General features: G+C 70.5%; 22 protein-coding genes. 8 read left to right on the forward strand and 14 right to left on the reverse strand.

The window, feature by feature from the left end; translation table 11 throughout:
• Positions 1-2 precede the first annotated feature (2 nt).
• Positions 3-980: an NAD(P)H-quinone oxidoreductase gene (locus tag CXY76_RS06900; protein ID WP_104163512.1), complete on the forward strand. Its 978-nt coding sequence runs from the start codon at positions 3-5 to the stop codon at positions 978-980.
• Between the two features lie 25 nt (positions 981-1,005).
• On the opposite strand, the gene CXY76_RS06905 is transcribed toward CXY76_RS06900, so the two are convergent.
• Both CXY76_RS06905 and CXY76_RS06910 read right to left on the reverse strand, forming a co-directional pair.
• Positions 1,006-2,877, reverse strand: coding sequence for a GGDEF domain-containing protein (locus tag CXY76_RS06905; RefSeq protein ID WP_104163513.1), 1,872 nt, complete (start codon positions 2,875-2,877; stop codon positions 1,006-1,008).
• A 276-nt stretch (positions 2,878-3,153) separates the two neighbouring features.
• A complete protein-coding gene (locus tag CXY76_RS06910) occupies positions 3,154-4,173 on the reverse strand; it encodes an LLM class flavin-dependent oxidoreductase (protein ID WP_104163514.1) in 1,020 nt (339 codons plus the stop codon).
• 268 nt (positions 4,174-4,441) lie between these two features.
• On the opposite strand from CXY76_RS06910, the gene CXY76_RS06915 reads away from it, so the two are divergent.
• Positions 4,442-5,176 (forward strand): HAD family hydrolase, encoded by a 735-nt coding sequence (locus CXY76_RS06915; protein ID WP_104163515.1) that lies wholly within the window; start codon positions 4,442-4,444, stop codon positions 5,174-5,176.
• A gap of 28 nt (positions 5,177-5,204) precedes the next feature.
• Here CXY76_RS06915 and CXY76_RS06920 read toward each other — a convergent pair whose 3' ends face one another.
• Genes CXY76_RS06920 through CXY76_RS06930 form a run of 3 tightly spaced genes read right to left on the reverse strand, consistent with a single transcriptional unit; the run spans position 5,205 to position 7,265 of the window.
• Positions 5,205-5,975 (reverse strand): hypothetical protein, encoded by a 771-nt coding sequence (locus CXY76_RS06920; RefSeq protein WP_146073394.1) that lies wholly within the window; start codon positions 5,973-5,975, stop codon positions 5,205-5,207.
• Between the two features lie 10 nt (positions 5,976-5,985).
• Entirely contained in the window at positions 5,986-6,900 is a 915-nt protein-coding gene (locus CXY76_RS06925) for an ATP-binding cassette domain-containing protein (RefSeq protein WP_104163517.1), read from the reverse strand.
• On the reverse strand, positions 6,897-7,265 hold the full coding sequence (locus tag CXY76_RS06930; RefSeq protein ID WP_104163518.1) for a GntR family transcriptional regulator: 369 nt from the start codon (positions 7,263-7,265) through the stop codon (positions 6,897-6,899). Before CXY76_RS06930 ends, CXY76_RS06925 begins: the two co-directional genes overlap by 4 nt.
• 109 nt (positions 7,266-7,374) lie before the next feature.
• Here CXY76_RS06930 and CXY76_RS06935 point away from each other — a divergent pair, with 109 nt between their 5' ends.
• Complete coding sequence (locus CXY76_RS06935) at positions 7,375-7,884, forward strand: GNAT family N-acetyltransferase (RefSeq protein WP_104163519.1); 510 nt, start codon at positions 7,375-7,377, stop codon at positions 7,882-7,884.
• Here CXY76_RS06935 and CXY76_RS19520 read toward each other — a convergent pair.
• The 3 genes from CXY76_RS19520 to CXY76_RS06945 all read right to left on the reverse strand — a co-directional run bounded on the left by CXY76_RS19520 (position 7,881) and on the right by CXY76_RS06945 (position 11,348).
• Positions 7,881-9,851, reverse strand: coding sequence for a DUF2207 domain-containing protein (locus tag CXY76_RS19520; RefSeq protein WP_199190217.1), 1,971 nt, complete (start codon positions 9,849-9,851; stop codon positions 7,881-7,883). The two genes, CXY76_RS06935 and CXY76_RS19520, sit on opposite strands and share 4 nt — an antisense overlap.
• Positions 9,848-10,252 carry a hypothetical protein gene (locus CXY76_RS19385; protein ID WP_158253853.1) on the reverse strand — a complete coding sequence of 135 codons (405 nt, stop codon included), beginning with the start codon at positions 10,250-10,252 and terminating at the stop codon, positions 9,848-9,850. The genes CXY76_RS19520 and CXY76_RS19385 overlap by 4 nt, the downstream gene beginning before the upstream one ends.
• A gap of 118 nt (positions 10,253-10,370) precedes the next feature.
• Positions 10,371-11,348: an aldo/keto reductase gene (locus CXY76_RS06945; protein WP_104163520.1), complete on the reverse strand. Its 978-nt coding sequence runs from the start codon at positions 11,346-11,348 to the stop codon at positions 10,371-10,373.
• A 230-nt stretch (positions 11,349-11,578) separates the two neighbouring features.
• On the opposite strand from CXY76_RS06945, the gene CXY76_RS06950 reads away from it, so the two are divergent.
• A complete protein-coding gene (locus CXY76_RS06950) occupies positions 11,579-11,983 on the forward strand; it encodes a DUF1801 domain-containing protein (RefSeq protein ID WP_104163521.1) in 405 nt (134 codons plus the stop codon).
• A gap of 34 nt (positions 11,984-12,017) precedes the next feature.
• Here the strand turns inward: CXY76_RS06950 and CXY76_RS06955 are convergent, their stop codons facing one another.
• Together CXY76_RS06955 and CXY76_RS06960 are read right to left on the reverse strand one after the other, a co-directional pair.
• Positions 12,018-12,806: a phosphatase PAP2 family protein gene (locus CXY76_RS06955; RefSeq protein WP_104163522.1), complete on the reverse strand. Its 789-nt coding sequence runs from the start codon at positions 12,804-12,806 to the stop codon at positions 12,018-12,020.
• Positions 12,807-12,949: 143 nt separating this feature from the next.
• Complete coding sequence (locus CXY76_RS06960) at positions 12,950-14,155, reverse strand: MFS transporter (RefSeq protein WP_158253854.1); 1,206 nt, start codon at positions 14,153-14,155, stop codon at positions 12,950-12,952.
• Between the two features lie 170 nt (positions 14,156-14,325).
• Here CXY76_RS06960 and CXY76_RS06965 point away from each other — a divergent pair, with 170 nt between their 5' ends.
• Positions 14,326-14,865 carry a helix-turn-helix domain-containing protein gene (locus CXY76_RS06965; RefSeq protein ID WP_104163524.1) on the forward strand — a complete coding sequence of 180 codons (540 nt, stop codon included), beginning with the start codon at positions 14,326-14,328 and terminating at the stop codon, positions 14,863-14,865.
• A gap of 33 nt (positions 14,866-14,898) precedes the next feature.
• Here CXY76_RS06965 and CXY76_RS06970 read toward each other — a convergent pair whose 3' ends face one another.
• Positions 14,899-15,837, reverse strand: coding sequence for a hypothetical protein (locus CXY76_RS06970; protein WP_104163525.1), 939 nt, complete (start codon positions 15,835-15,837; stop codon positions 14,899-14,901).
• 222 nt (positions 15,838-16,059) lie between these two features.
• Between CXY76_RS06970 and CXY76_RS06975 the strand changes: the two genes are divergently transcribed.
• A complete protein-coding gene (locus CXY76_RS06975; RefSeq protein ID WP_104163526.1) occupies positions 16,060-16,488 on the forward strand; it encodes a nitroreductase/quinone reductase family protein in 429 nt (142 codons plus the stop codon).
• A 12-nt stretch (positions 16,489-16,500) separates the two neighbouring features.
• Here the strand turns inward: CXY76_RS06975 and CXY76_RS06980 are convergent, their stop codons facing one another.
• Both CXY76_RS06980 and CXY76_RS06985 read right to left on the reverse strand, forming a co-directional pair.
• Positions 16,501-18,126, reverse strand: coding sequence for an FAD-dependent monooxygenase (locus CXY76_RS06980; protein ID WP_104163618.1), 1,626 nt, complete (start codon positions 18,124-18,126; stop codon positions 16,501-16,503).
• Positions 18,123-18,722, reverse strand: a complete 600-nt coding sequence (locus CXY76_RS06985) for a hypothetical protein (protein WP_104163527.1) — start codon at positions 18,720-18,722, stop codon at positions 18,123-18,125. Before CXY76_RS06985 ends, CXY76_RS06980 begins: the two co-directional genes overlap by 4 nt.
• A 361-nt stretch (positions 18,723-19,083) precedes the next feature.
• Between CXY76_RS06985 and CXY76_RS06990 the strand changes: the two genes are divergently transcribed.
• Together CXY76_RS06990 and CXY76_RS06995 are read left to right on the forward strand one after the other, a co-directional pair.
• The gene (locus tag CXY76_RS06990) at positions 19,084-19,638 is read left to right on the forward strand and encodes a GNAT family N-acetyltransferase (protein WP_199190218.1); all 555 of its coding nucleotides are present in this window, start codon (positions 19,084-19,086) and stop codon (positions 19,636-19,638) included.
• Positions 19,639-20,142: 504 nt separating this feature from the next.
• Positions 20,143-21,435, forward strand: coding sequence for an MFS transporter (locus CXY76_RS06995; RefSeq protein ID WP_104163528.1), 1,293 nt, complete (start codon positions 20,143-20,145; stop codon positions 21,433-21,435).
• A 47-nt stretch (positions 21,436-21,482) separates the two neighbouring features.
• On the opposite strand, the gene CXY76_RS07000 is transcribed toward CXY76_RS06995, so the two are convergent.
• Positions 21,483-21,740, reverse strand: a complete 258-nt coding sequence (locus tag CXY76_RS07000) for a hypothetical protein (RefSeq protein ID WP_104163529.1) — start codon at positions 21,738-21,740, stop codon at positions 21,483-21,485.
• Positions 21,741-21,785 lie beyond the last annotated feature (45 nt).

Consider the following 21,785-nt stretch of genomic DNA (forward strand, 5'->3'; position numbering starts at 1 on the left):
GTATGCGTGCACTCGTGGTCCACACCCCAGGCGGCCCGGACGCCCTCACCCTCGAAACCGTCCCCGACCTGGTCGTCGGCGCCGGCGACATCCGGATCGAAGTGGCCGGGGCCGGCGTGAACCGGGCCGATGTGCAGCAGCGCCAGGGCCTCTACCCGTCCCCAGCGGGAGCACCGAAGTGGCCGGGCCTGGAGGTCTCCGGCATCGTGACCGAGACCGGGATCGCCGTCACCCGGTTCGCCGTCGGCGACAGGGTCTGCGCGCTGCTGGCCGGCGGCGGCTACGCCACCGAGGCCGTGGTGCACCAGGACCTCGCCCTGCCCGTTCCCCAGGGGGTTGACCTGACCGACGCCGCCGCGTTGCCGGAGGCGCTGGCGACGGTGTGGTCGAACGTCTTCATGAGCGCCGGCCTCAGGGCCGGCCAAACCCTGCTCGTGCACGGCGGCGCCAGCGGCATCGGTACCACCGCTATCCAGTTGGCCCGGCTGGCCGGCGCCCGGGTCCTGGTCACGGCCGGATCCGCCGAAAAGCTGGCCGTGTGCGGGCAGCTCGGCGCGGAGGTGCTGATCAACTACCGCGAGCAGGACTTCGTGGCCGAGGTGCTCGCCGCGACCGGCGGGCACGGCGCCGACGTGATCCTGGACATCATGGGCGGCTCATACGCGGCCCGCAATGTGGCGGCGCTCGCCCTGGGCGGCACCATCATGGTGATCGCCAACCAGAGCGGTGAGGACGCCGTCTTCAACCCGTTCCATCTCATGCAGAAGCGCGGCCGCTACTGGGGCACCACCTTGCGCGCCCGGCCCGCCGTGGAGAAGGCGGCCATCATGGCCGACCTGCTCAGCCGGGTGTGGCCGTGGCTGGAATCCGGCGCACTGAAGCCGGTGGTCGACAGCAGGTTCTCGTTCGCCGACGCGGCGGATGCGCATCGCCGGTTGGAGGCATCCGCTCACGTGGGCAAGATCGTGCTGGTGCCCTGAGCGCGCCCGGTCGGGCGGTGCGGCCTCAGGCCCGGGAGCCGGCGAGTTCGACCCGGTTGCGGCCGGCGGCCTTGGCCTCGTACAGGGCGGCATCGGCGCGGCCGAGCCAGCGGGAGACGCTCTCCCCCTGCTTGAGCAGGGCGACACCCACACTGGCGGTGCAGCGGAGCCCCGCCGTGACTACGCCCCACGGGTGGGTGCGCACCTCGCCGAGCAGGCGCTCGCAAATCTGCACGGCCTGGTCGAGGGTGGTGTTGCCGAGCACCAGCAGGAATTCTTCGCCACCGACCCGCACCGCGAGGTCGCTGTCGCGAGTGGCCTCGCCGAGGATCTCGGCCATGGTGGTGAGCACCCGGTCGCCGGTCGCGTGACCGTGCTCGTCGTTGACCCGCTTGAAGTGGTCCATGTCGACCATCACCGCGCAGAGCGGTTCCGACCGTTCCCTCGCGGTGCGCATCATCTCGGGCAGCTGCCGGTCGAGGGCCCGGCGGTTGGGCAGCCGGGTGAGCGGGTCGGTGTGCGCCTGCTGGTCGAGCTCCTCGGCGCGGATGCGCTGCATCTCGGCTTCCAGCTGTGAACGCTGCGCCTCGTGGCGGGCCTGCTCGATTTCCAGGGAGTTGATCAGCATCCGCGACTGCAGCCCGGCGGTCTGCCTGGTGAGTCCGAGGATCAGCACGTGCAGCCGTTCGTGATGGTGCAGGGCCTGCTCGAACCGGCCGGCGTCGCGGTGCATCTCGTAGAGCGACCTGTGCAGTTTCACGTTCAGGGCCGCGTCCTCGGCCACGGACGGGTCGGCGAGCTGGGCGTTCATCATGGCGCAGGCCAGGTCGACGCGGCCCTCGGCCTGCGCCACCTCGGCCAGCTGCGCATCGTTGTTCACGGCCAGGTTGCGGTAGCCGTTGGTGATGGCGATGGTCTTGGACCGGCCGGCCTGCCGGCGCGCTTCGGCGTATTCGCCGCGCTCCATGAGGAACCCGACGAGGTTGGTGCGCGCGATGGTCTCGTCGAAGGCGTGCCGCTGCTCTACCGATCGCGCCACAGCGGCGCGAATGATGGCGATCCCGTCGTGCAGGGCCGCCTGGGCGTCCTCGCCCTTGGCCCGCTGCGCCCGGGCGATCTCCAGGTAGCTGTCGCCCAGGTTGTTCCGCGCCGCGAACTCGGCCTGCGGGTCTCCGAGGGTGTCGGCCAGGGCGAGGGCCTGCCGGCCCAGCTCGATGCTGCGCTCGGCGTCGCCGAGAGCCTGATGCACCATCGACGAACGCGACAGCGCCCAGAACTCCGCCGTGCGGCTGCCGCAGACCCGCGCGGCTTCGAGAGCGCCGAGCACGTGGCCGAGCGCGGGTTCTTCCAGCGCGGTCTCGTGGAACGCGAGAGCGAGTGTGCAGTGCACCATCGACTGGCCGAGCAGGTCGCCGCTGGCGGTGAGGTACTCCAGGGCGAGAAGTCCGTGCCGCACTGAGGCCTCGAACTCGCCCAACCGCAGCCGGTGGCCGGAGAGCAGCTGACGGGCGCGGGCCTCCTGGCCGGGGGTGATGAAGGGGTCGGCGAGCACCTGTTCGGCCTGGGCGGCGCCGGTATTGTGCTGGCCGTCCTGGTTGGCCTGGGCGCTCTCGGCGAGCAGCCTCTCGATCGTGGACCGACGGGCGAGCGAGGCCGGGAAGCCGGGTGCGTGGCCCGGCTGGTGCAGGTCATCGTCTGGCGCCGGGCCCGGCAGGTCGGCGAGCTCCACAAAACCGCCGGGCAGGGTCGTGTCTCGACCACCGTCGGCCTGGCTCAGGTCGGCTATGCCATCCGCCACCGAATCAACGGTGGCCAGCAGGGCGTCGGATGTCGGCGGCTCGGACGGTACCGTGGCGCCGGCCGGGAGCGGGGCCACCAGGTCATCGAATGCAGTCATGACGCGTCACCGGCCCGGGCGCGAGCAAGAAGGGCAGACAGGCTGAGCGCACTGCCCGCTCGTCTCAGCGGGAAGTGCTGTGATGATACGCCATGTACGTTCACGGCTCAGTCCCCAAACTGCTCGTAACTCCGAACCTAGCAGCGCCGCACCGGCCACTGGGGCTGTGTGCAGCTCTCCTAAGCCCCCATTCGCGGGTGATTTCGACAAAAAGGGATCGAGCCCTCACGGATGCAGGTACGAGGAGGCCGTGAGGCGACCGGAGCCTCACGCCGGTCAGCGCCAGCCGAGGTCGGGAGCCACGAATCGCAGCACCGACTCGAGCAGCCGCGCGTTGTAGTCCACACCGAGCTGGTTGGGCACCGTCAGCAGCACGGTGTCGGCGGCCGCCACCGCGGCATCCTGCGCCAGCTGCTCGACGAGCACATCGGGTTCGCCGATGTAGCTCTTGCCGAATCTGGCCAGACCGCCGTCGAGGTGGCCCACCTGGTCGCGATTGTCGGCCTGCGCGCGCAGGCCGAAGTAGCGGCGGTCCTCGTCGGTGACCAGCGGCATGATGCTGCGGCTCACCGACACTCGCGGAGTGCCGGTGTGCCCGGCGTCCGTCCACGCCTGGCGGAAGATCGCGATCTGTTCGGCCTGCAGGTCGCCGAAGTCGGCGCCGGTGTCTTCGGTGAGCAGGGTGGAGCTCATCAGGTTCATGCCCTGCTCGCCGGTCCACTTCGCGGTGGCTCGGCTGCCGGAGCCCCACCAGATGCGCTCGGCCAGGCCCGGTGCCTGCGGCTGGATGGCGAGCAAGTTGCTGTGCCCGGTGAGCTGCGGGTTTGCGGCGGCGACCCCGGCCCCGCTGATGGCGCGGCGGAATTGTGCGGTGCGCTCGCGGGCGTCATCCGCGTCGCTCTCGCCCGGCCGGGGCACGTGGCCGAACGCCTCGGCGCCGCGCAGTGCGGTCTCGGGTGAGCCGCGGCTGAGGCCGAGCTGCAGCCGTCCGTTGCTGATCAGGTCGGTGATCGCGGCCTCTTCGGCCATGTAGAGCGGGTTCTCGTAGCGCATGTCGATCACGCCGGTGCCCAGCTCGATCCGGCTGGTGCGGGCGGCCATCGCGGCCAGCAACGGGAACGGCGATGCGAGCTGCGGGGCGAAGTGGTGCACCCGCACCGACGCGCCGTCCACGCCGAGCTCCTCGGCCGCCACCGCGAGTTCCACGGTCTGCAGCAGGGCATCCCGTGCGGTTCGCACGAGCGATCCCGGCACCGCCTGGTAGTGGCCGAAGGACAAGAACCCGATCTTCTTCATGGTTCGTGCAAGGTTGCCGGGCCGTGGCGTATTCCCGATCTCATCCGCGGTTCTGTGCCGCCGAGGGGGCCGGCGGGGTGGCGGCGGCGGCTCGATGGTGCTGCGCGGGGTAGGCGCCGCTATGCGGGTGGCGCGCCACCCGCAGACCGGCGCCTGGCCCGCACAACGGCCCTACTGCCCCATATAGCGGCGCCCGACCCGTGCCGATTGAGGAGGCTGCGCCGGGTCGTTAACCGGCCGAGGCCCCACACCCTGCCAAGCTGAGGTCATGCGGCATCTGTTCCTCGACTTCTTCGGCACGCTGGTCAACTACGCGGACTCCCGCGCGGGCCAGGGCTACGCCGACACCCACGCGAGCATGCGGGCCTTCGGCGCGGCCGGCACCGAGCAAGAGACCGCCGACGCCTGGCTGGACGCCTTCCACCGGCTCAACGCGGAGTCCGACGAAGACCACCGCGAGTTCACCATGGAGGAGCTGTCGCGGCGCGCCATCCTGCGACTGCTCGGCCGCGAACCCGACGCCACCGAGATCGCCGCCGGCGCCGCGAGCAACATGGCGGACTGGGAGCGCGGAGTGGTGCTGATCCCCGGCATGGCCCAGACGCTGAGGGAACTGGGCCAGAGCTTCACCCTCACCATCGTCTCGAACACGCACAGCGCATCCGTCGTGCCCCGCCAGCTGGCGGCCATGGGTGCCACCGACCTCATCGCCAACATCGTGACGTCGCTCGAGGTGGGCTTTCGGAAGCCCCACTCCGCGATCTACCAGGCGGCCCTGGACCGGGCGGATGCCGATCCGGCCCGGGTGATCTTCGTCGGCGACACCTGGGACGCCGACTTCGACGGCCCCCGCGCGCACGGCATGGAGGCCGTTCTCGTCGCGCCCGCCCCGCGCGACGGTGTGCCGGAGACCCGCCGGGTCGCCTCGGTGCTCGACCTGCCCGACCTGCTCTCGTTCCGCTACCCGAGCACCCGCCCCATCAGCACCCGCGGGGTGGCATAACTCCTGCGGGATCCCGGCCCGCGGCGCGTTACCCGCGCAGTGGGGCCCGACGCAGGGCTCCCCAGCCGAGCGCGAACGCGAGCGCGGACGGAAGCAGGAGCGCCGCGAAGAAGCTCGGTGCGGGCATGCCCATCAGCCAGTCGAGAAACGGCGGGGCCATGCCGGTGAGGACCGCGAAGGCCATGAGGCCCAGCACCACCAGGGCCACCGATACCCAGAGCACCAGCATTCCCATCGCCCGCCAGCGGGCGTAGACGGCTCCGAACGCTGACGTGACGGCGAAGAGCAGGATCTGCAGGCTGAACAGCGACAGCCACACGGTTCCGGCGCCGGCCTCGCCGAACCAGAGCGCCGTGAAGTGGTGGAAAACGACACCCGACTCGTTGATCGCACGCTCGATCTCGGTGAGGATCGCCCAGCCGGTGGCGTTGAAGGCCGCGATCACGACATAGGTGAGCAGCGTGCCCAGGGCGTACTCGCGGCGGGTGATGCTGAAGCCCATCGCGAACGGGAACACCGCGTTCACGGCCTGAACGCCCACCACGGCGAGGTACCAGAGCGGCGAGAGTACCGCCCAGCTGTAGCTCATCCCTTGCAGGGCGTCCTGCCGGTTCGCCTCGGGCACCGACGCTGAGATCAACAGAGCCACCACGATCGAGACAACCAGGGCGACGCCGGTGATGATCCAGGGGATGCCGACATAGGTGAGGCGATTGACCAGGTGCAGCCGCATCACCTTGATGGTCCGGCGCCGGTTGGACAGGCGGGGCACCGGAGGTGCAGTACTGATTGCGGTCATGACATGCTCCTCACTCGTGGACGACCGACGCCACGGCGGGCGCCGGCGCCGATCGGGTACTCAGGTCGACGATCAGTTGCTGGAAGGACACCGGCGCAATCTCGAGGTTCGCGGCGGCGGCGGCGCGGTGGTCGGCGGCGGTCAGCCGGCCCGCGATGGTCACCGTGGCCAGGCCGCCGAGGGTGTCGCGATGCAGAACCTGACGCCCCTCGGCAAAGCTGTCGACGTCGCCGGCCCGTCCGGCTACCGCGGAGGCGCTGCCGCGCAGGCTCTCGGCGCTCTGGTCGAGCAGCAGGCGGCCCTCGTCGAGGACCAGCACGTGCTCGAGCAGGTTGCTCACCTCATCGATCAGGTGGGTCGACAGCACGATCGTGCGGGGCTGCTCGGCGTAGTCGGCGAGCAGGGTGTCGTAGAAGGTGTGCCGGGCCACGGCATCCAGGCCGAGGTAGGGCTCGTCGAAGATCGTGATGCTGGCCCGGCTGGCCAGGCCCACGATGACGCCGAGAGCGGACTGTTGGCCGCGGGAGAGTTTTTTCACGTCTCGCTTGAGCGGCAGCCGGAACTTGCCGACCAGCTCATCGGCGAACGCGGCATCCCAATTGGAGAAGAACCACGGGGCCCCGGCCAGAATATGCCGGGCCTGGAAACCGTCCGGGTAACGCTGAGCCTCCGAGACGAAGCAGATCTGCTGCAGCACGGCGCTGTTCTCAACCGGATTCTCGCCGAAGAGGCGCACGCTGCCGGCGCTCGGGAAGGCCTGGCCGGTCAGCATCCGCATCAGGGTGGTCTTGCCGGCGCCGTTGCGGCCGAGCAGCCCGCAGATGACGTTGGGCTGGAGGGTGAACGTCACGTCCTGCAGGGCCGCGACGTCCCGGTAGCTGCGGCTGAGGCCATCCACCTGGATGACCGGGGTCTGGCTGTTCATCGTGTCTCCCTTTCGATGAGCTGGTTCTCGATGAGCTGGGTGATCTGGTCGGGCGCGATGCCCAGGCTGGCGGCTTCGGCGAGCATTGGGGCGATGTACTCCAGCACGAAGAGCTCACGCCGACGTGCCGTGATACGTTCCCGGGCACCCGCGACCACGAACATGCCGATCCCGCGGCGTTTGTAGAGGATGCCCTGCTCGACGAGCATGTTCACGCCCTTACCGGCGGTGGCCGGATTAATGCGGTAGAACATGGCAAATTCGTTGGTCGAGGGCACCTGGCCCTCTTCGCTGAGCGCGCCGGACAGGATGTCGTTCTCGACCCGCTCAGCAATCTGCTGAAAGATCGGTCGACCTTCATCCATCACGACGCCCACCTCCGTGGTTAGTTACCTAACTAATGAACCACAGGACCGCCGTGAACGCAAGACCCCGACGCGAAGACCTGCGCACGCGACTGGGTAAGCTCGGCGAATGGTTACCGAGGGGTTCAGCATCCGCGCCACACAGGTGGACGACTGGCGTGAGGTGCGCGCGCTGCGCCTGGAGATGCTGAAGGACACCCCGATCGCGTTCGGCGAGACCCTGCAGGATGCCCTCGGCCACTCCGACAGCGAATGGCGGATGCGTGCCGCCCGCGGCACCGCCGAACACGGCATCGCCCTCGTCGCGATCGATTCGGCCGGTCGCTGGGTGGGCACCATGGGCGGCTACGTTCCGGACGCGACCACCGGCGCGCTGCTGGTGGGCGTGTACGTGTCACCGGACCACCGCGGCCGCGAGGCCGGAGTCTTCGACGCCCTGCTCGGCGCGATCGAGGAGTGGGCCCGCAGCGAGGGCGCCGTGCTGACCCTGCACGTGCACGAGGACAATTCCCGCGCCCGCGCCGCCTACCTCCGCCGGGGATTCACCGAGTCCGGACACCGGGTTCAGTACGTCCTGGACTCCAGTGCCATGGAGATCGAGATGGTCAAGCCGCTCTAACGGCCGCCGCCACCACCGCCGCCTCCTCCGCCGCCGGAGAACCCGCCACCGCCGGATCCACCGGAGAAGCTGCCGCCCCCGCTGCTAGACCACGAAGACGTCGGCGTTTGTGTCGTCTGTACCGAACTGACGATCCCGTTCAGCGCCGAAGTCAGGTACATGCCGCTGAAGGCGTTCTGCGACACAAACCAGCCCGGCGGAGTGTTTTCCCGCTCGTAGTACACCGCGAGCTCCGCGGCCCATTCCTTCTCGACACCCCAGAGCACCGCGAACGGCAGCAGCTTTTCGTAGAGTTTCACGAGTTCCACGGTGTCGGGGGCGGATTCGGCAGAAGCGGCGGATGCGGCGGATGCGGCGGCGTCAGGCACGGATCGCGGCACGGGGACGCGCAGCGCACCCTCGGGGCTCTGCAACATGCGGAACCTGTCCGCCTCGGCGAGGTCGAGGTACACCTTCATGCCGGCGAGGTAGTCGCGCCGTTCACGGCCCGCCGCGGTGAGCAGCAGCGGCCGGCTCCCCGCAACGACGCCCACGATCACGGCGGCTGCGACGAGGAGCAGCAACGGAGTCCACCAGATCGCGGGCGGATCGACGATCGCGAGAACACCCACGACCAGCGCCGCCAGCGCGCCGAGACCGATAAGCAGGCGAATCCTCGCCCTGGTCAGCGCCGGTCGCGCGCGCCAGCCGCGGGCGGTGTTGCGAACCGTCGCATCCGTCGCCGCGGCCTTGAGCCCGCGGGCGAGCGCGTCGTTGGTGACCCCGAGTTCGCAGACCGCACCGTCCGGCAGCCCGGGGAAAATGGTGGCGAGGACGGCGAGCTCCTGGTCGTCGACGCCGTCGGTCGAGAGCAGTTGCAGCGTGTAGTCGCCGCCGTCGGCGCTCACCGGGTAGTCGAGGATGCGCACGTTGCCGCGCACCGCGAAACTCACGATTTGCGCGGCAATGGCCGTGACAGATCGCCCGATGAGGTCGCCGGCCTCGAGGAGGTTGTAGCCGTCCGGGACGCTGTACTGGGCGATGATGGTGCCGCCCTTCGGGTCGCGGGGGCGCACGAAGGCCCAGGCGAGTGCGAACACGCCGCCGAGCACGGGCATGCCGAGCAGCCCGAACGGGAACCCGCCGAGGACGGCCGAGGGACCGAAACCGGACGCGTTATCGGCGTCGGGCCGCGCCTCGGCGGGCACCTGCACGAAGGTGCCGGGCGTGAAGCCGATGGCCACGGTGAGGTTCTCCCCCGGGCCCAGGTCGGTGGCCTCGGCGGTGAACATCTGGCCGGCCGGGGCCGCGGCGTCCGGGGCTACGGCATCCGGGTCGGCTTCCTGCACGATCTGGCAGTCGCCGCTCTCGCCCTGCGCCCCGGTGTAGCAGGCGCTGGTGCCGGTGAGGAAGGGTGTGATGGCCGGATCGACGTGCACGCGGGCGGCGACGGCGCCGAACGGCTGGTCGAAACCGGTGCCGTTGGTGTCCCAGTAGAGCTCGTCGGCGTTGGTGTCCGCGAACGTGCGCACCACGTTCTGCTGGGTGTAGCTGATGACATAGGTCTGGGTGCCGCGCACGAACTCGTCGGTGCCGAGTGCCAGCTCGGTGAAACCACCGTTGATCTCGGTCGCGAAGTACACCGGCTCACCCTGGGCATCGGTGACGGACTCGACCGTCGTGTGCAGCGGCACACCGTCGTAGTCGTTGGGGATGGCGCGGATGATGCCGCGGTTCTGGTCGAAGTCGGGGAACTCGGCCACGAAGGTCTCCACCGTGCGCAGGGTGGAGTGCCCGGCGTCGTCGCGGCCCAGGTAGTACTCCCCCGCGTAGAGGGCGAAGCTGAAGTTCGAGGTGTCGGTCGCCACGGCCGCGGACACGCTTCCGACCAGGCTTGGCGCCGCGCCGGCGTTCGCCGCCAGCGGGGCGCCCAGCGCCAGCACTGCCGTCACGATGAGAGAGGACAGGACCTTCACAAGACGCGTCACGCCCCCGAGCCTAGTGACCCCCTCACCGTGACTTCGAAAGCTTGCCGCTCCACGACGGTCCCCTCGGGCAAGTCCCCGGCCACGGCAAGCAACCAATCGACGAAGTCCGCCACGGGCAGGTCGCTGCAGTCCGGGCACCATCCCATCAGCTCAAGTCCCGCCATGGACGCGGCGAGGTACTCCTGCCGGGTAAGCCCGGGTATGTCCCGCACCACTGCGGTGGTGGTGTGCCGGGTCGAGCTCAGGCCGGAGAACGAACGTCCGCACCCGCACGATCCGTAGGGGTTATTCTCGCTCGCCGAGCACATCGGATGGAGCCAAATCAGCTCGCCCTCTATGCAGTAGGCGAAATCCGTCTCCCGCGTGCCCTGGGTTGCCGAGGTCGCCACCAATACCCTCATGATCTGCTCCGTTTTCTCGGCACGAGGGTTGGTGAGTAGGTGACGGCAGGCTAAACGGAGCCACCGACATCCGCCTCGCTGACGGGCCGGCGGCCAGGCGACCCGGCGGGAGCGGAGCCTAGAAGCCCTCGGGAACGTGCGGCCGGTAGGGGGCGGCGAGGCGGGCCAGCTCGTCGGTAGTGAGGGTGAGGTCGACGGAGGCGACGGCATCCAGGAGGTGGTGCGCCTGGGTGACGCCCACGATGGGTGATGTCACGGCCGGCTGCTGGCGCACCCAGGCCAGCGCCACCTGCGCGCGCGGCACCGCGCGCTCGGCGGCGACCTGGGCCACGGCGGCCGCGATCTCGCGGTCCCCCTCCTCGTGCTGTTTGTACAGGGTCTGGCCGAAGGTGTCGGTTTCGGAGCGGTCGGTGGTGTCGTGCCAGTCGCGGGTGAGCTTGCCGCGGGCCAGCGGGCTCCACGGCAGCACGCCCACGCCCTGATCGAGACAGAACGGCAGCATCTCGCGTTCCTCCTCGCGGTTGAGCAGGTTGTACTGGTCCTGCATCGACACGAAGCGGGTGAATCCGCCCAGATCGGCGGTGTACTGCGCCTTCGCGAACTGCCAGGCGTACATCGACGAGGCGCCGATGTACCGGGCCTTGCCGGCCGTGACCACATCGTGCAGCGCCTCCATGGTCTCCTCGATCGGGGTCAGCGGGTCCCAGCGGTGGATCTGGTAGAGGTCAACGTGGTCGGTGCCCAGCCGGGTGAGGCTGTGGTCGATCTCGGCCAGGATGGCGCGGCGCGAGAGTCCGGCGCCGTTCGGGCCCGGGCGCATCCGCCCGTGCACCTTCGTGGCGAGCACGTACTGGTCCCGCGTGCTGAAGTCCCGCAGCGCCCGGCCGAGGATCTCCTCGCTGCTGCCGTCTGAGTACACGTTGGCGGTGTCGAAGGTGGTGATGCCGGCTTCCAGCGCCTGCCAGATCAGGGGGCGGCTGGTCTCCTCGGGCAGGGTCCAGGAATGGTTGCCGCGCATCGGATTGCCGAAGCTCATGCAGCCCAGCGTGATCGCCGATACCTCGAGGCCGGTGCTGCCCAGTCGCACATATTTCATGGCGTTCCCTTCGTTGCGAAACCGAGCACTTCAGACGCCTTCACTCGTGTCTACCGCCTGGGCGAGCTGGCGTCAATTGCGCCGTCGCGGATGAAGCCCGGCGGTGCGCGGGAGCCGCGCCGCTATGCGGGTGGCGCGCCACCCGCATAGCGGCGCCTGACCCGCACAGCTCGCACGCGAGGTTCGGCGGGCCCTCGCTGCCCCGCCGACACCCGCGGTACGCTCCATTCATGGTCGATCGATATCGCTCCGTAGAGGAGTTCCTCGCCGCGCAGCCCGTGGAGCGCCTGCCCGTGATCGAGGCGCTGCGGCAGCTCGTGCACGAGGCCAACCCCGCCGCTCAGGAGCACATCAAGTGGAACTCCCCCAGCTATGTGCTCGACGGGGTCGATCAGGCCACGATCAGCGCTCAGGGCAAGAACGGGGTGCGCCTGGTGTTGCACCGGGGCGCGACCATCGCCGAGAACAGGGATGCCGCATCCGCTTTCACCGGCGACCCGCACGGCCTGCTCACCTGGCACTCCGATATTCGGGCGAGCCTGCTCGTGACCGACCTCGCCGACCTGGCGGCCAAACAGGACGCGGCCGTCGGAGTCGTCCGTGCCTGGCTCGCCCCGGCCGGTCCCTCGGCCTGACGCGCGGTGCGCCGCCTCAGCGAGCCCGCTAAGGTTACGCTGCCGTCGCCTCGCGCCCGTCCGCCCCGGCCGCATCATCGCCCCCACTCGGGCGCACCCGCACGGTGCGCCAGGTGTCCAGGGCGATCACCCCGCCGAGAATCGCGAGGGCCAGGCAGACCGATGCGAGCGCATCCGTCGGCCAGTGGTAGCCCAGGTAGACCCGACTGATTGCGGCCAGCCCGATGGCGACCACCAGAACCACACCGACCAGCACCGCCACACGCCGGCGCGCCGCCCGACGCGAGTAGATGAGGTAGGTGAGCAGCAGGAGGAAGTTCGTGGCACCCGACACATGCCCGGACGGAAACGAATAGGTGGTGTCGACGCCGAAGAGCATGAGGTCAACGGGCGGTCGCCCGCGTTCGACGAGGCGGGTGATCGCCTGAACGAGAACCAGCCCGGTGAGCGTGCCCAGCGCCAGCAGCAGCGGCCGCCAGAGGTGCTTGGCGAGGAATGCCCAGAGGACGATGGTTCCCAGAACCACCACGGGCAGCGCGACCGGCCCGAACCCGATCGCGAGCCCGATCATGATCGCGGTCACGGTTCCGGTACGGCTCTGCATGAGCCAGGCGTTGACAGGGGAATCGATGCTCGCCACGTCATCACGCTGCACGACGTCGGCGAGTATCACGAGGAAGCCGGCCACACCGATGACGACAAGCGCCACCGCCATCAGGTAGAGCCTTGTGCGTTCACGGGCCGTGCGCCAGCGGTCCTGCACGATGAACTTCTCGTTCAGGGCACGCAAGCGTTCCCGCTTGGTGTTCGAGGGTGCGCTCATCAGTGCTGCCCGATCGAGACTCGGATGCGTCGGCGCATGGTGTCCTTTCGGGTGGTGCAGGTAATTCTTAGTGCGAGTGCGTCCCGCCGGTGGAGAATGACCCTACACAGCGACGACGGTGAAAATCCAGTCGGACCCCGACGCTACCCCTCCTGCACGGTGACCCGACCCGGTCCGCGGCCGAGCACCGTCGCCACCACGGAGGTGCTCAGCGCCAGCACGATCAGCACCGGGGCGGCGACGCCGAGCGCCGTCTGCAGGCCCACCGCGGTGGCCTCCAGGCCGAGCAGCACGGCGACGATTCCCTGCAACAGGTAGGCCACGGTGTACACCACCGAGATGGTGCCCGCCCGGTGGTGCGCAGGCGCATGCTGGTTGAGCAGGCCCAACCCGCCGAGGAACAGCAGCCCGTAGCCCACCCCGGCCGCCACCGAGGTGACCGCGAAAACCGGCAGCGACGCGGTGGCCGCGCTGAGCACGAGCAACGCCACCGCCGACGCGCTGGCCAGGCCGCCGAGGCCGATGGCGAGGCGGGCGGGCATCCGTTTGGCGGCCAACGCGGTGATGCCGATCACCACCGATGTGATTGCGAGCACCAGCCCGGACACGAGGGTGTTGTCGGAGTGGATGAGGTCCACCGAGATCTGTGCACCGAGCGAGAGCAGCACGGCGCCCACCGCGAAGGCCGTGGTGATCGCAAGCGCGGATGCGGTGACCACGCCGCGGAGACCCTCCGGCACCCGGATCGCCCGGGGCCGCCACCGGCTGGAGGTTTCGGCGCCGGCCACGTGCCTGGGCAGGGTGAGCACGGCCAGGAAGACCAGCGCCGCGACAAGCACGACCACCCAATAGCTGAGCTGGCGCGGGTTGGGGGCATACTGCACCAGGGCCCCGGCGATGATCGTGGCCACGGCCAGCCCCACCGCGGTGGCTGCCGTGTTCACCGAGCTGGCCCTGGCCGTGCCACCGCGGGTGTTGAACTCCACCATGGCGGCGCTGGCCGGTGCAATCGCCAGCCCCACACCCAGGCCCTGGAAGGCCCGTGCGACGAACAGCCAGCCCTCGGACGGCGCGAGAGCGAAGAGCAGGGCGCCCAGGAACATCGCGGCGACCCCGGCGAGCAGGGCCGTGCGGCGTCCGATGTGGTCGGAGAGGTCGCCGAACACCAGCAGCACCACCACCAGCACCAGCGGATACACCGCGAACAGGGTGGTCGTGGCCGCGGGGGTCATGGCCCAGTCCTCGGCGTAGAGCGGATAAATCATGGTGGGTGAACCGCTGGCCCAGAGGGCGAGCATGGCCACCGAGGCTGCCGTCCAGAATCGGGCGGCGGGGTGGGATGGCGACATGCGGCTCCAAACCGAACGACGGGCCCCCGGCGGGACCAGGTTCTGGGGCGAGGTCTGCCATCGGGGAACGGATGCGCGCCGCACCATTGCAGGGCCGGCCGCCGGATGGCGGCCGTTCCGTCACGCTAGCAGGCTGGGTTGGGTATTCCAAGTCAATGTAGGATGGGGGCATGACAACGGAATCTTCCGATGCTCCCCCGACACCCGTGACGCCGAAACGCTCCGGCGACGACCTGCGCTGCTCCATCGCACGCACCATGCAGGTACTCGGCGACCGGTGGACGATCCTGATCGTGCGGGAGGGTTTCCGCGGGCACACCCGGTTCAGCGACTTCCGCCGGGTGCTCGGCATCCCCACCGACATCCTCACCTCACGGCTGTGCTCGCTCGTGGACGCGGGAGTCCTCGAACGCCGCGGCTATCGCGAACCCGGCGCCCGGGAGCGATTCGACTACCACCTCACCGCAGCCGGCGAGGCCCTGCTGCCGGTGCTGGGCGCCCTCGCCCAGTGGGGCAACGAATTCCGGCCCTCCGGCCACGGCCCCAGCCGGCTGTACCAGCACGCCGAGACCGGTGAGGCCGCCACGATCGCGTTCGTGGCCCCCGACGGCCAGGTCATCGACCCCGCCGACATCGCCATCGTGCCCGGCCCCGGCGAGAACGACCTCGAGATCGGTCCGATTCGCCCCCTCGCCGCCGCACACCACTGACGGCCGAATTGCGCCCGCCGGGGTCGGCGGCGGTCAGCGCTGCGGGAGGTTGACCGTGTCACCCTCGGAGGTGAGGTCGGCGCCCTCCGGCAACTCCAGGACCTCGATGGTGGGATCGGCGACCAGTGCGTCCACGAGTGCCCGGGAACCGGCGATCACCGTGGAGTCGAAGTCGATCTCGCTCACCAGCACCCAGGCGTGGTCGTCGGGCCAGATCAGACTCGGCGACTGCGGCCACCTCGAATCGGTCCACGGCGCATCCGTCACCCAGGCCGGGTCGACGAACCGGCGGATGCCCGCGTCGAACAAGACGTAGTCCCGCCCGGGCAACTGCAGGCGAGCACCGGATGACACGTCGGCGGGCAGCAGGCCGGGGGCCGGCGAATCGGCGGGCTCGAGCATCGCGGCGAGCGCCGCCTGCCGCAGCAACGCGTCGCCGGTCTCACTCGCGCTCTCGGCTGCGGGCTCGGCAGCCCCGTCGTCGCTCACCATGATCGTGGAGACCCCCATCCCGCTGACGAGGCCGCCCCAGCCCTCCCACACGGCTGCGATTCCGGCATCCGGGGTGCCGGTGTGGGCGGCCAGGTGCGCGGCCACGACGGAGAGCACGGCCACGTCGAGATTGCCCACGGCGGGCTGGGAGTACCGCCAGCCGTCGCCGTCGACGAGTTCGTTGTACTCGTTGGGCACCCCGCGGTACAGCCGGCCGGACTGCGCCAGCGGATGCATGGTGGCACCCCAGACCTCGGCCACCCGCGCCCACGACACGGACTCGTACTCGATGCCCGACGGAAAACCACGATCTGGGCCGGACCAGGTTCCAGGGCCGATGGGCCGGTCAATCGCGACGGGGTGGAACACCCGCGCGTAGGCCTCGAAACCATGCGGCACCGCGGAGTGCATGTTCCGCCACTGCACGTCCAGCAGTTCGCGCAGCCACTCGCCGCGCCCCACATCGCCCACCCAGTCCATACCTCACCGTAGGACCTGCCCGACCAGAAAACACCCCCCCGATGAGCCGCGGATGGCCCGCCCGCGGACACACCTCTGCAGGAGTTATACCCCCGATCGGGGGATCTCGCTCGGGGTTCGGGAGGACCGCACGGGCACCTTCCCCGGCTCCGGCCGCGGCAGTACCGTGTCTGGCATGAGGCGGATGCGCCCCGCACCGAGGACACTGAACGGAGGCCCACCTTGAGCAGCACGCCCATTCGCAGCCGCGGTTACCTGCCGCCCAGCCGATTCATGGTGCACGTCGTCAACCCGGTCGCCCAGGCCTGCGGTACTCCAACCCTCATCGTGCGGGGTCGCATCAGCGGCCTCGAGTTCAGCACCCCGGTGGCACCGTTCCGGTTCGAGGGCCACCGGTATGTCATCGCCGGCCGCGGCGAGACCCAGTGGGTGCGCAATCTCCGGGTCGCCGGACGCTGCGAGCTGCGCATCCGGTGGCGTCGTCACCCGTACCGGGCCACCGAGTTGCGGGGCCTCGAACACGACCAGGTTGCCGCCGACTACCTCGAGAAACTGGGCCGTCGGGCCCGGCCGTTTCTGGCCGAGCTGCCGGATCTGGCCGACCATCCGATCTTCCGGCTCGAACTCTGCGAAGCACCGGTGCGCAGCTGACCCGGTCGTCCCTCACCGCACGGGCAGCCCCACCAGGCGCAGCCAGGCTGCCAGGTGCGGTTCGTCGAGCACCGGAGCCCGCAACCCCACGTAGCCGTCGGGCCGCACGACGAGCATTCCGGTGCCGGGCCGATCGTCGAGCCGGTAGCTGTGCACCAGCGGGCCCAGCATCCGCTCGGGCACCTCGCGCGCGTCGGCCTGCAGCAGGATGTGCACTCCCGGCCGCGCGAGCAACGCGTGCAGGCGCACCCGGCGGCCCTGGCAGCGCACCAGGGTGTCGGCCACCCTCGAGCCCGGCCGCAGCACCCGCCGAGCGAGCCCGCCACGCACCGGGGTGAGTGAGGCGCGCACCTCCAACGACAGCGGACTGTGCGCGTACCGCAGCCGAAACTGCGAGAGGGTTCGGACGCCGACCGCGGTGAGCCGGCGTTGCCGGGTGAGCCACGGCAGCAGCGGCGCGGCCAGCGGCACCAGCACGGCCCGGCCGAGCTGGGCCAGCGGATGCAGGCTCGCCTCGGCCCAATACATGGTGTGGGTCAGGCGCAGCACGGCCCGGTCGGCGGGGCGACGCTCCAGGGCGTAGGAGTCCAGCAGCGCCGAACCGGGCCGGGCGGCCAGGGACCCGGCCGCGGCGGCGAACCCCAGCTTCCAGCCGAGGTTCACGGCGTCGTGGATGCCGGCGTTCATGCCCTGCGCGCCCGCGGGCGAGTGCACGTGGGCGGCATCGCCGGCCACGAAGAGCGGACCCCGGCTGAACCGGCTGGCGATCCGGTGCTGCAGCCGCACCTGGGCCGACCAGGCCACCTCGGTGATCTGCGCGGGCAGCCCGGCCTCGTCGACCAGCTGCTGCAGCTGGTCCTGCGGCACCGGCGGCCCGGGCTGGCCGAACGGCTGCCGGTCGTCGCCCGCCCGCCGGGTGGCGAGCATCCGCCAGGTGGCCCGTTCGCCGATGTTGAAGAGGAACACCAGCCCCTGCCGCCCGACGACCACATGCGCGACCCCGGTCTCGAGCATCACCGGCGCCACCGCCCGCGACCCGGCGCCGGCGGGGCCCAGCTCCACGTCCGCGAGCACCACCTCCTGGTCATAGTCGCCGCCGAGGAAACCGCCCACCGACCGGCGCACCAGGCTCGCCGACCCGTCGCAGCCGGCCAGGTAGCGGCAGAGCACGTCTTCGTCCGGCTCGCCGTCCGCGGTGCGCAGCACGGCCCGGGCACCGCCCTGACGCAGCCGCGCCAGCCGCACCACCTCCGCACCGCGCTGCACCGCCACGCCACGCTCGGCGAGCGCCGCGGCCAGCACGGTCTCCACGTCGGACTGCCGCACCAGGAGCAGGTGGGGAAACGCGGTGCCGGGCAGATCGAGGTGCTCGATCGACACCGGCACCACCCGCGAGCGCAGGTGCAGCCGCACCGACGGTGAGGGGTCACCGAGTGCGAGCAGGGCATCCGTCACCCCCAGCGGACGCAACAGTTCGAGGGTGCGCGGATGCATCACCATCGCCCGCGACGGCCGGAACTCCTCCGGCCGGCGTTCGACGATGCGCACCCGGGCCCCGTGGTCGACGGCCTGCAGCGCCAGGGTGAGGCCGGTGGTGCCGGCCCCCACGACCAGTAGGTCGACGTCGAAATCGGTCATGCCGGTTCGCGCACCCGGCGCTTGGCCGACATCGGCTCGGCCGGGCGCCACCAGTCCCCCGCCACGCCGTCCGCTCCAGCCGAATACCGGTACGGGTCACGCAGGAACTCGTCCCGGTGCACTCCGGGCAGCACGGCGTAGTGGATCGACCCCGGTTCGCTGCCCAGCGCGAGCACCCGCCACAGGGTGCGGGCGTAGGTCTCGGCGAGTTCCGTGCCGTCCCATTCGTAGATGCCCCGGTACAGCCCGTTGATGTCGTGGGTGAGCCACAGCTTCGACACGTAGCCGGGAAACCCGACGAACAGCGGGGTGTTCATGATGCTCTGCACCCGAAACCAACGGTGCGCCCGGCCGCGCAACAGTCGCAACCGAAACCCCACCACCAACACCGCCGGCGCCTGGGCCGCAGCCCGGTCCACCACGGTTTCGCGGTAGACCACCGCGCGGCTGCCGTCGGCGAACGACAGGCGTTTGCCGGCGTTCGCCCGTGGCAAGTGGATGCGCCGCTGCGCGAGCAGCATGCCGGTGCGTGCCACGCAGGCGGCCAGGCCCCGCACCACCGGGCCCAGCGGAAGGGGCGGTTTCTCGCTCATCATGGTCGCTCCTCCCGCTACCAGGGCCAGCACCCGTCGACGGCGGCCGGTCCACGACGCTGCCAGCATAGGCAGCCCGTCCACTCCGGGGAAGGCCCGGTTCGGCCGGGGGATTCGCCCGGTAAGCACCAGCGCGTGCACGGTTGCGCCACGATGTGTGCCCGGGTGGCCCGCGGCGCGCCCGCCACCGGCACCCCGTGCACGCTTGGGCGAACCCCGGAAAAATCCTCGAAAAACCTGTGCACTGAGCGATACCCTCAGGTGCGCGTGCTCGAAAGCGGCCCCGGTTGCTGCCGACAACGCGTTCACGACTCCAGGTGGCCCGTCCACCATCAGCCCCACCCGGCACGGCCCCGAAGGACCCATGATCCCCATCTCCTCGCTCGACGACCCGTGGCCATCGACCGTGGCGCCCACCGTGCACCTCGTGCAGTTGAGCCAGGTCACCATCGACGCCCTCGCCCAGGAGGACCTCGACCTGGCCAACGAGCAGGCGGCGGTGGAGCTGAGCCCCTTCTTCGTTGAACGGGCCAACGCCAACACCTGGCGCTACCGCAGCCGCCAGCTCGCCGCTACACCGGCCGCCGCCAGCTGGATCACCCGGGTCATCTACGACCCCACCCGGCGGCTCGCTGTCGGCCAGTCCGGCTACCACGGCCCTCCGGATGACACCGGCATGGTGGAGGTGGGCTACGCCGTGGATGCCGCGTACCGGCGGCAGGGCTACGCCCGCGCCGCACTCACCGCGCTACTCGAACGCGCCCGCATCGAGCCGGCCGTCACGGTGGTGCGGGCCACCATCCGCCCCGACAACCTGCCCTCGCGCGCCCTCATCGCCCAGTTCGGCTTCGTCGAGGTGGGCGAGCAGTGGGACGACGAGGACGGCCTGGAAACCATCTTCGAGTTGCCCGTCGGCTGAGCCGGACCGCCCGGGCAGCAGCGCCCGGCTCTCGCGGCACTGCTTTGTTCTCGCGGCACACCTTTGTTGCGGCGGCACGTGCTCTAACCTGTGCCGCCGAGGACAACACCTGCCGCGGAGAACGACATCTGCCGCGACACTCGTTGCGCACCGCCGCCCCGCCCACTCTCGTGGCGCGCGATAGTGCTCGTGGCGCAGGATAGTGCTCGTGGCGCAGCATATCGCCCGCAATAACCTGCGCCACCACCGCCAACCTGCGCCACCAAAAGAACCCGCGCCACGAGAACAAACCTGCGCCACGACACACGCATCCATCGACGCACACCCGCCGCAGCGCATGCCCACCGCAACGGATGCCCACCGCAACGCACCCCCACCGCACCGGATGCCGCCCGCGCGACCAGGTGCGCCGCCACCGGCATCCGTGCCAAGCTTGAAACCCGTGCCCGCGCTCAACAACGGGGCCGACGGCCACTCACCACCACCAGAAAGTCCGCTGACGCAATGACGCCTCCCGCCCGCTTCGCAGAACGCACCGCAGACCGCCCCGATGTGACCGTGCGTCGCGCCCGGTTCGCCGTGGCCGTGCTGTTCTTCACGAACGGCGCCCTGTTCGCCAACCTGATCCCCCGGTATCCCGCGATCAAGTCCGAGCTCGGGCTCAGCAACGCCGAATTCGGTTTCGCCGTCGCCGCGTTCCCGCTCGGCGCCCTCATCGCCGGGCTCGCCGCGGGCATGCTCATCCGCCGGTTCCGCTCGTCCCGGGTCGCCGTGGTGTCGACGATGCTCACCGCGGTGGGCCTGATCCTGGCCGGAATCGCGCCCAGCTGGGCGGCCCTGGCCGCCGGCATCTTCCTGGCCGGGGCGATGGACTCCATCACGGACGTCGCCCAGAACTCGCACGGCCTGCGCGTGCAGCGGCTCTACAAACGCTCCATCCTCAACTCCTTCCACGCGGTGTGGAGCATCGGCGCGGTCACCGGCGGACTCCTCGGCGCCGCCGCCGCGCAGCTCGACATTCCGCGCGGCCAGCACCTCATCGTGTCCGCCGTCACCTTTAGCCTGTTCGCCCTGTACAGCTACAGGTTCCTCCTGGCCGGACCCGAGCCTCTCGAACCCGAAGCCACCGCCCCGGAACCGCACGCCGACACACCCACCCGCTCCCCCGCCCGGTGGGGCAAGTGGCTGGTGCTCGGCGCGCTCGTGGTGATCGCCGCCTCCGGCGCCGTCGTCGAGGACGCCGGCGCGTCGTGGTCGGCCATCTACCTCTCCGACGCGCTCAGCGCATCCGCCCTGGTGGCCGGGCTGGGCTTCATCGCCCTGCAGGGCATGCAGTTCATCGGCCGGCTACTCGGCGACGGTCTCGTCGACCGGTTCGGCCAGCGCGCTGTGGCCCGCACCGGCGGTGCCATCGTGTTCCTGGGCATGGGCACCGCCCTGGCCTTCCCGTCGATCCCGGGCACCATCGTGGGCTTCGGGCTGGCCGGCTTCGGCGTCGCCACCCTGATCCCGGCCGCGATGCACGCCGCAGACGAGCTGCCCGGTTTCCGGGCCGGCACCGGCCTCACCATCGTCGCCTGGCTGCTGCGCCTGGGCTTCCTGTTCTCGCCGCCCATCATCGGCGCCATCGCCGACCTCTCCCAGCTGCGCTACGGGCTGCTCCTCGTGCCCGTGGCCGGCCTGCTCGTGGTGTTCTTCGCGCCGGTGCTGGCCACCCGGGTGCACGGCCGGGCCGCGGATGCCTCCCCCGCGGACAACACGGACCTCACCCCAGCGCCCGCAACGACGGCGCCCTGACCGCGGCCGGCTCGGGGCTGGGTCCGGTTGCCGGGCGGGCGGCCGGGCTAGGCGCGCGGCGTCTCGTCGTCGGCCGGGACCTCGTCGCGCAGCGGCTCGGCGGGCCGCAGCACCAGGCCGAGGAACATCGCCAGACCCAGCACGCCGGTCAGGAGTCCGCCGCCGCCGAGATAGATCTCGGCCGGCGTGGCGAATCCGCTCAGCGCATCCAGTCGCAGACCCACGTGGATCAGGAACCCGGTGAACCCGACGCACAGCCCTGCGCTGACGACCAGACCGATCACGGCGGCGCTCTGGCGCTTCATGGGGTACTCCTTCGGGTGGATCCTGAGCTGAGTCAAGCACAGTTC

The sequence above is a fragment of the Cryobacterium sp. N22 genome, from assembly GCF_002929555.1.
In the GTDB taxonomy this organism is placed as follows: Bacteria; Actinomycetota; Actinomycetes; order Actinomycetales; family Microbacteriaceae; genus Cryobacterium.

What these genes read in the sequence shown, in the direction of transcription:
- CXY76_RS06900 (WP_104163512.1), top strand. Translation starts at nt 3, where the DNA reads ATGCGTGCACTCGTGGTCCACACCCCAGGCGGCCCGGACGCCCTCACC.
- CXY76_RS06905 (WP_104163513.1), bottom strand. Translation starts at nt 2,877, where the DNA reads ATGACTGCATTCGATGACCTGGTGGCCCCGCTCCCGGCCGGCGCCACG.
- CXY76_RS06910 (WP_104163514.1), bottom strand. Translation starts at nt 4,173, where the DNA reads ATGAAGAAGATCGGGTTCTTGTCCTTCGGCCACTACCAGGCGGTGCCG.
- CXY76_RS06915 (WP_104163515.1), top strand. Translation starts at nt 4,442, where the DNA reads ATGCGGCATCTGTTCCTCGACTTCTTCGGCACGCTGGTCAACTACGCG.
- CXY76_RS06920 (WP_146073394.1), bottom strand. Translation starts at nt 5,975, where the DNA reads ATGACCGCAATCAGTACTGCACCTCCGGTGCCCCGCCTGTCCAACCGG.
- CXY76_RS06925 (WP_104163517.1), bottom strand. Translation starts at nt 6,900, where the DNA reads ATGAACAGCCAGACCCCGGTCATCCAGGTGGATGGCCTCAGCCGCAGC.
- CXY76_RS06930 (WP_104163518.1), bottom strand. Translation starts at nt 7,265, where the DNA reads ATGGATGAAGGTCGACCGATCTTTCAGCAGATTGCTGAGCGGGTCGAG.
- CXY76_RS06935 (WP_104163519.1), top strand. Translation starts at nt 7,375, where the DNA reads ATGGTTACCGAGGGGTTCAGCATCCGCGCCACACAGGTGGACGACTGG.
- CXY76_RS19385 (WP_158253853.1), bottom strand. Translation starts at nt 10,252, where the DNA reads ATGAGGGTATTGGTGGCGACCTCGGCAACCCAGGGCACGCGGGAGACG.
- CXY76_RS06945 (WP_104163520.1), bottom strand. Translation starts at nt 11,348, where the DNA reads ATGAAATATGTGCGACTGGGCAGCACCGGCCTCGAGGTATCGGCGATC.
- CXY76_RS06950 (WP_104163521.1), top strand. Translation starts at nt 11,579, where the DNA reads ATGGTCGATCGATATCGCTCCGTAGAGGAGTTCCTCGCCGCGCAGCCC.
- CXY76_RS06955 (WP_104163522.1), bottom strand. Translation starts at nt 12,806, where the DNA reads ATGAGCGCACCCTCGAACACCAAGCGGGAACGCTTGCGTGCCCTGAAC.
- CXY76_RS06960 (WP_158253854.1), bottom strand. Translation starts at nt 14,155, where the DNA reads ATGTCGCCATCCCACCCCGCCGCCCGATTCTGGACGGCAGCCTCGGTG.
- CXY76_RS06965 (WP_104163524.1), top strand. Translation starts at nt 14,326, where the DNA reads ATGACAACGGAATCTTCCGATGCTCCCCCGACACCCGTGACGCCGAAA.
- CXY76_RS06970 (WP_104163525.1), bottom strand. Translation starts at nt 15,837, where the DNA reads ATGGACTGGGTGGGCGATGTGGGGCGCGGCGAGTGGCTGCGCGAACTG.
- CXY76_RS06980 (WP_104163618.1), bottom strand. Translation starts at nt 18,126, where the DNA reads ATGACCGATTTCGACGTCGACCTACTGGTCGTGGGGGCCGGCACCACC.
- CXY76_RS06985 (WP_104163527.1), bottom strand. Translation starts at nt 18,722, where the DNA reads ATGATGAGCGAGAAACCGCCCCTTCCGCTGGGCCCGGTGGTGCGGGGC.
- CXY76_RS06990 (WP_199190218.1), top strand. Translation starts at nt 19,084, where the DNA reads ATGATCCCCATCTCCTCGCTCGACGACCCGTGGCCATCGACCGTGGCG.
- CXY76_RS06995 (WP_104163528.1), top strand. Translation starts at nt 20,143, where the DNA reads ATGACGCCTCCCGCCCGCTTCGCAGAACGCACCGCAGACCGCCCCGAT.
- CXY76_RS07000 (WP_104163529.1), bottom strand. Translation starts at nt 21,740, where the DNA reads ATGAAGCGCCAGAGCGCCGCCGTGATCGGTCTGGTCGTCAGCGCAGGG.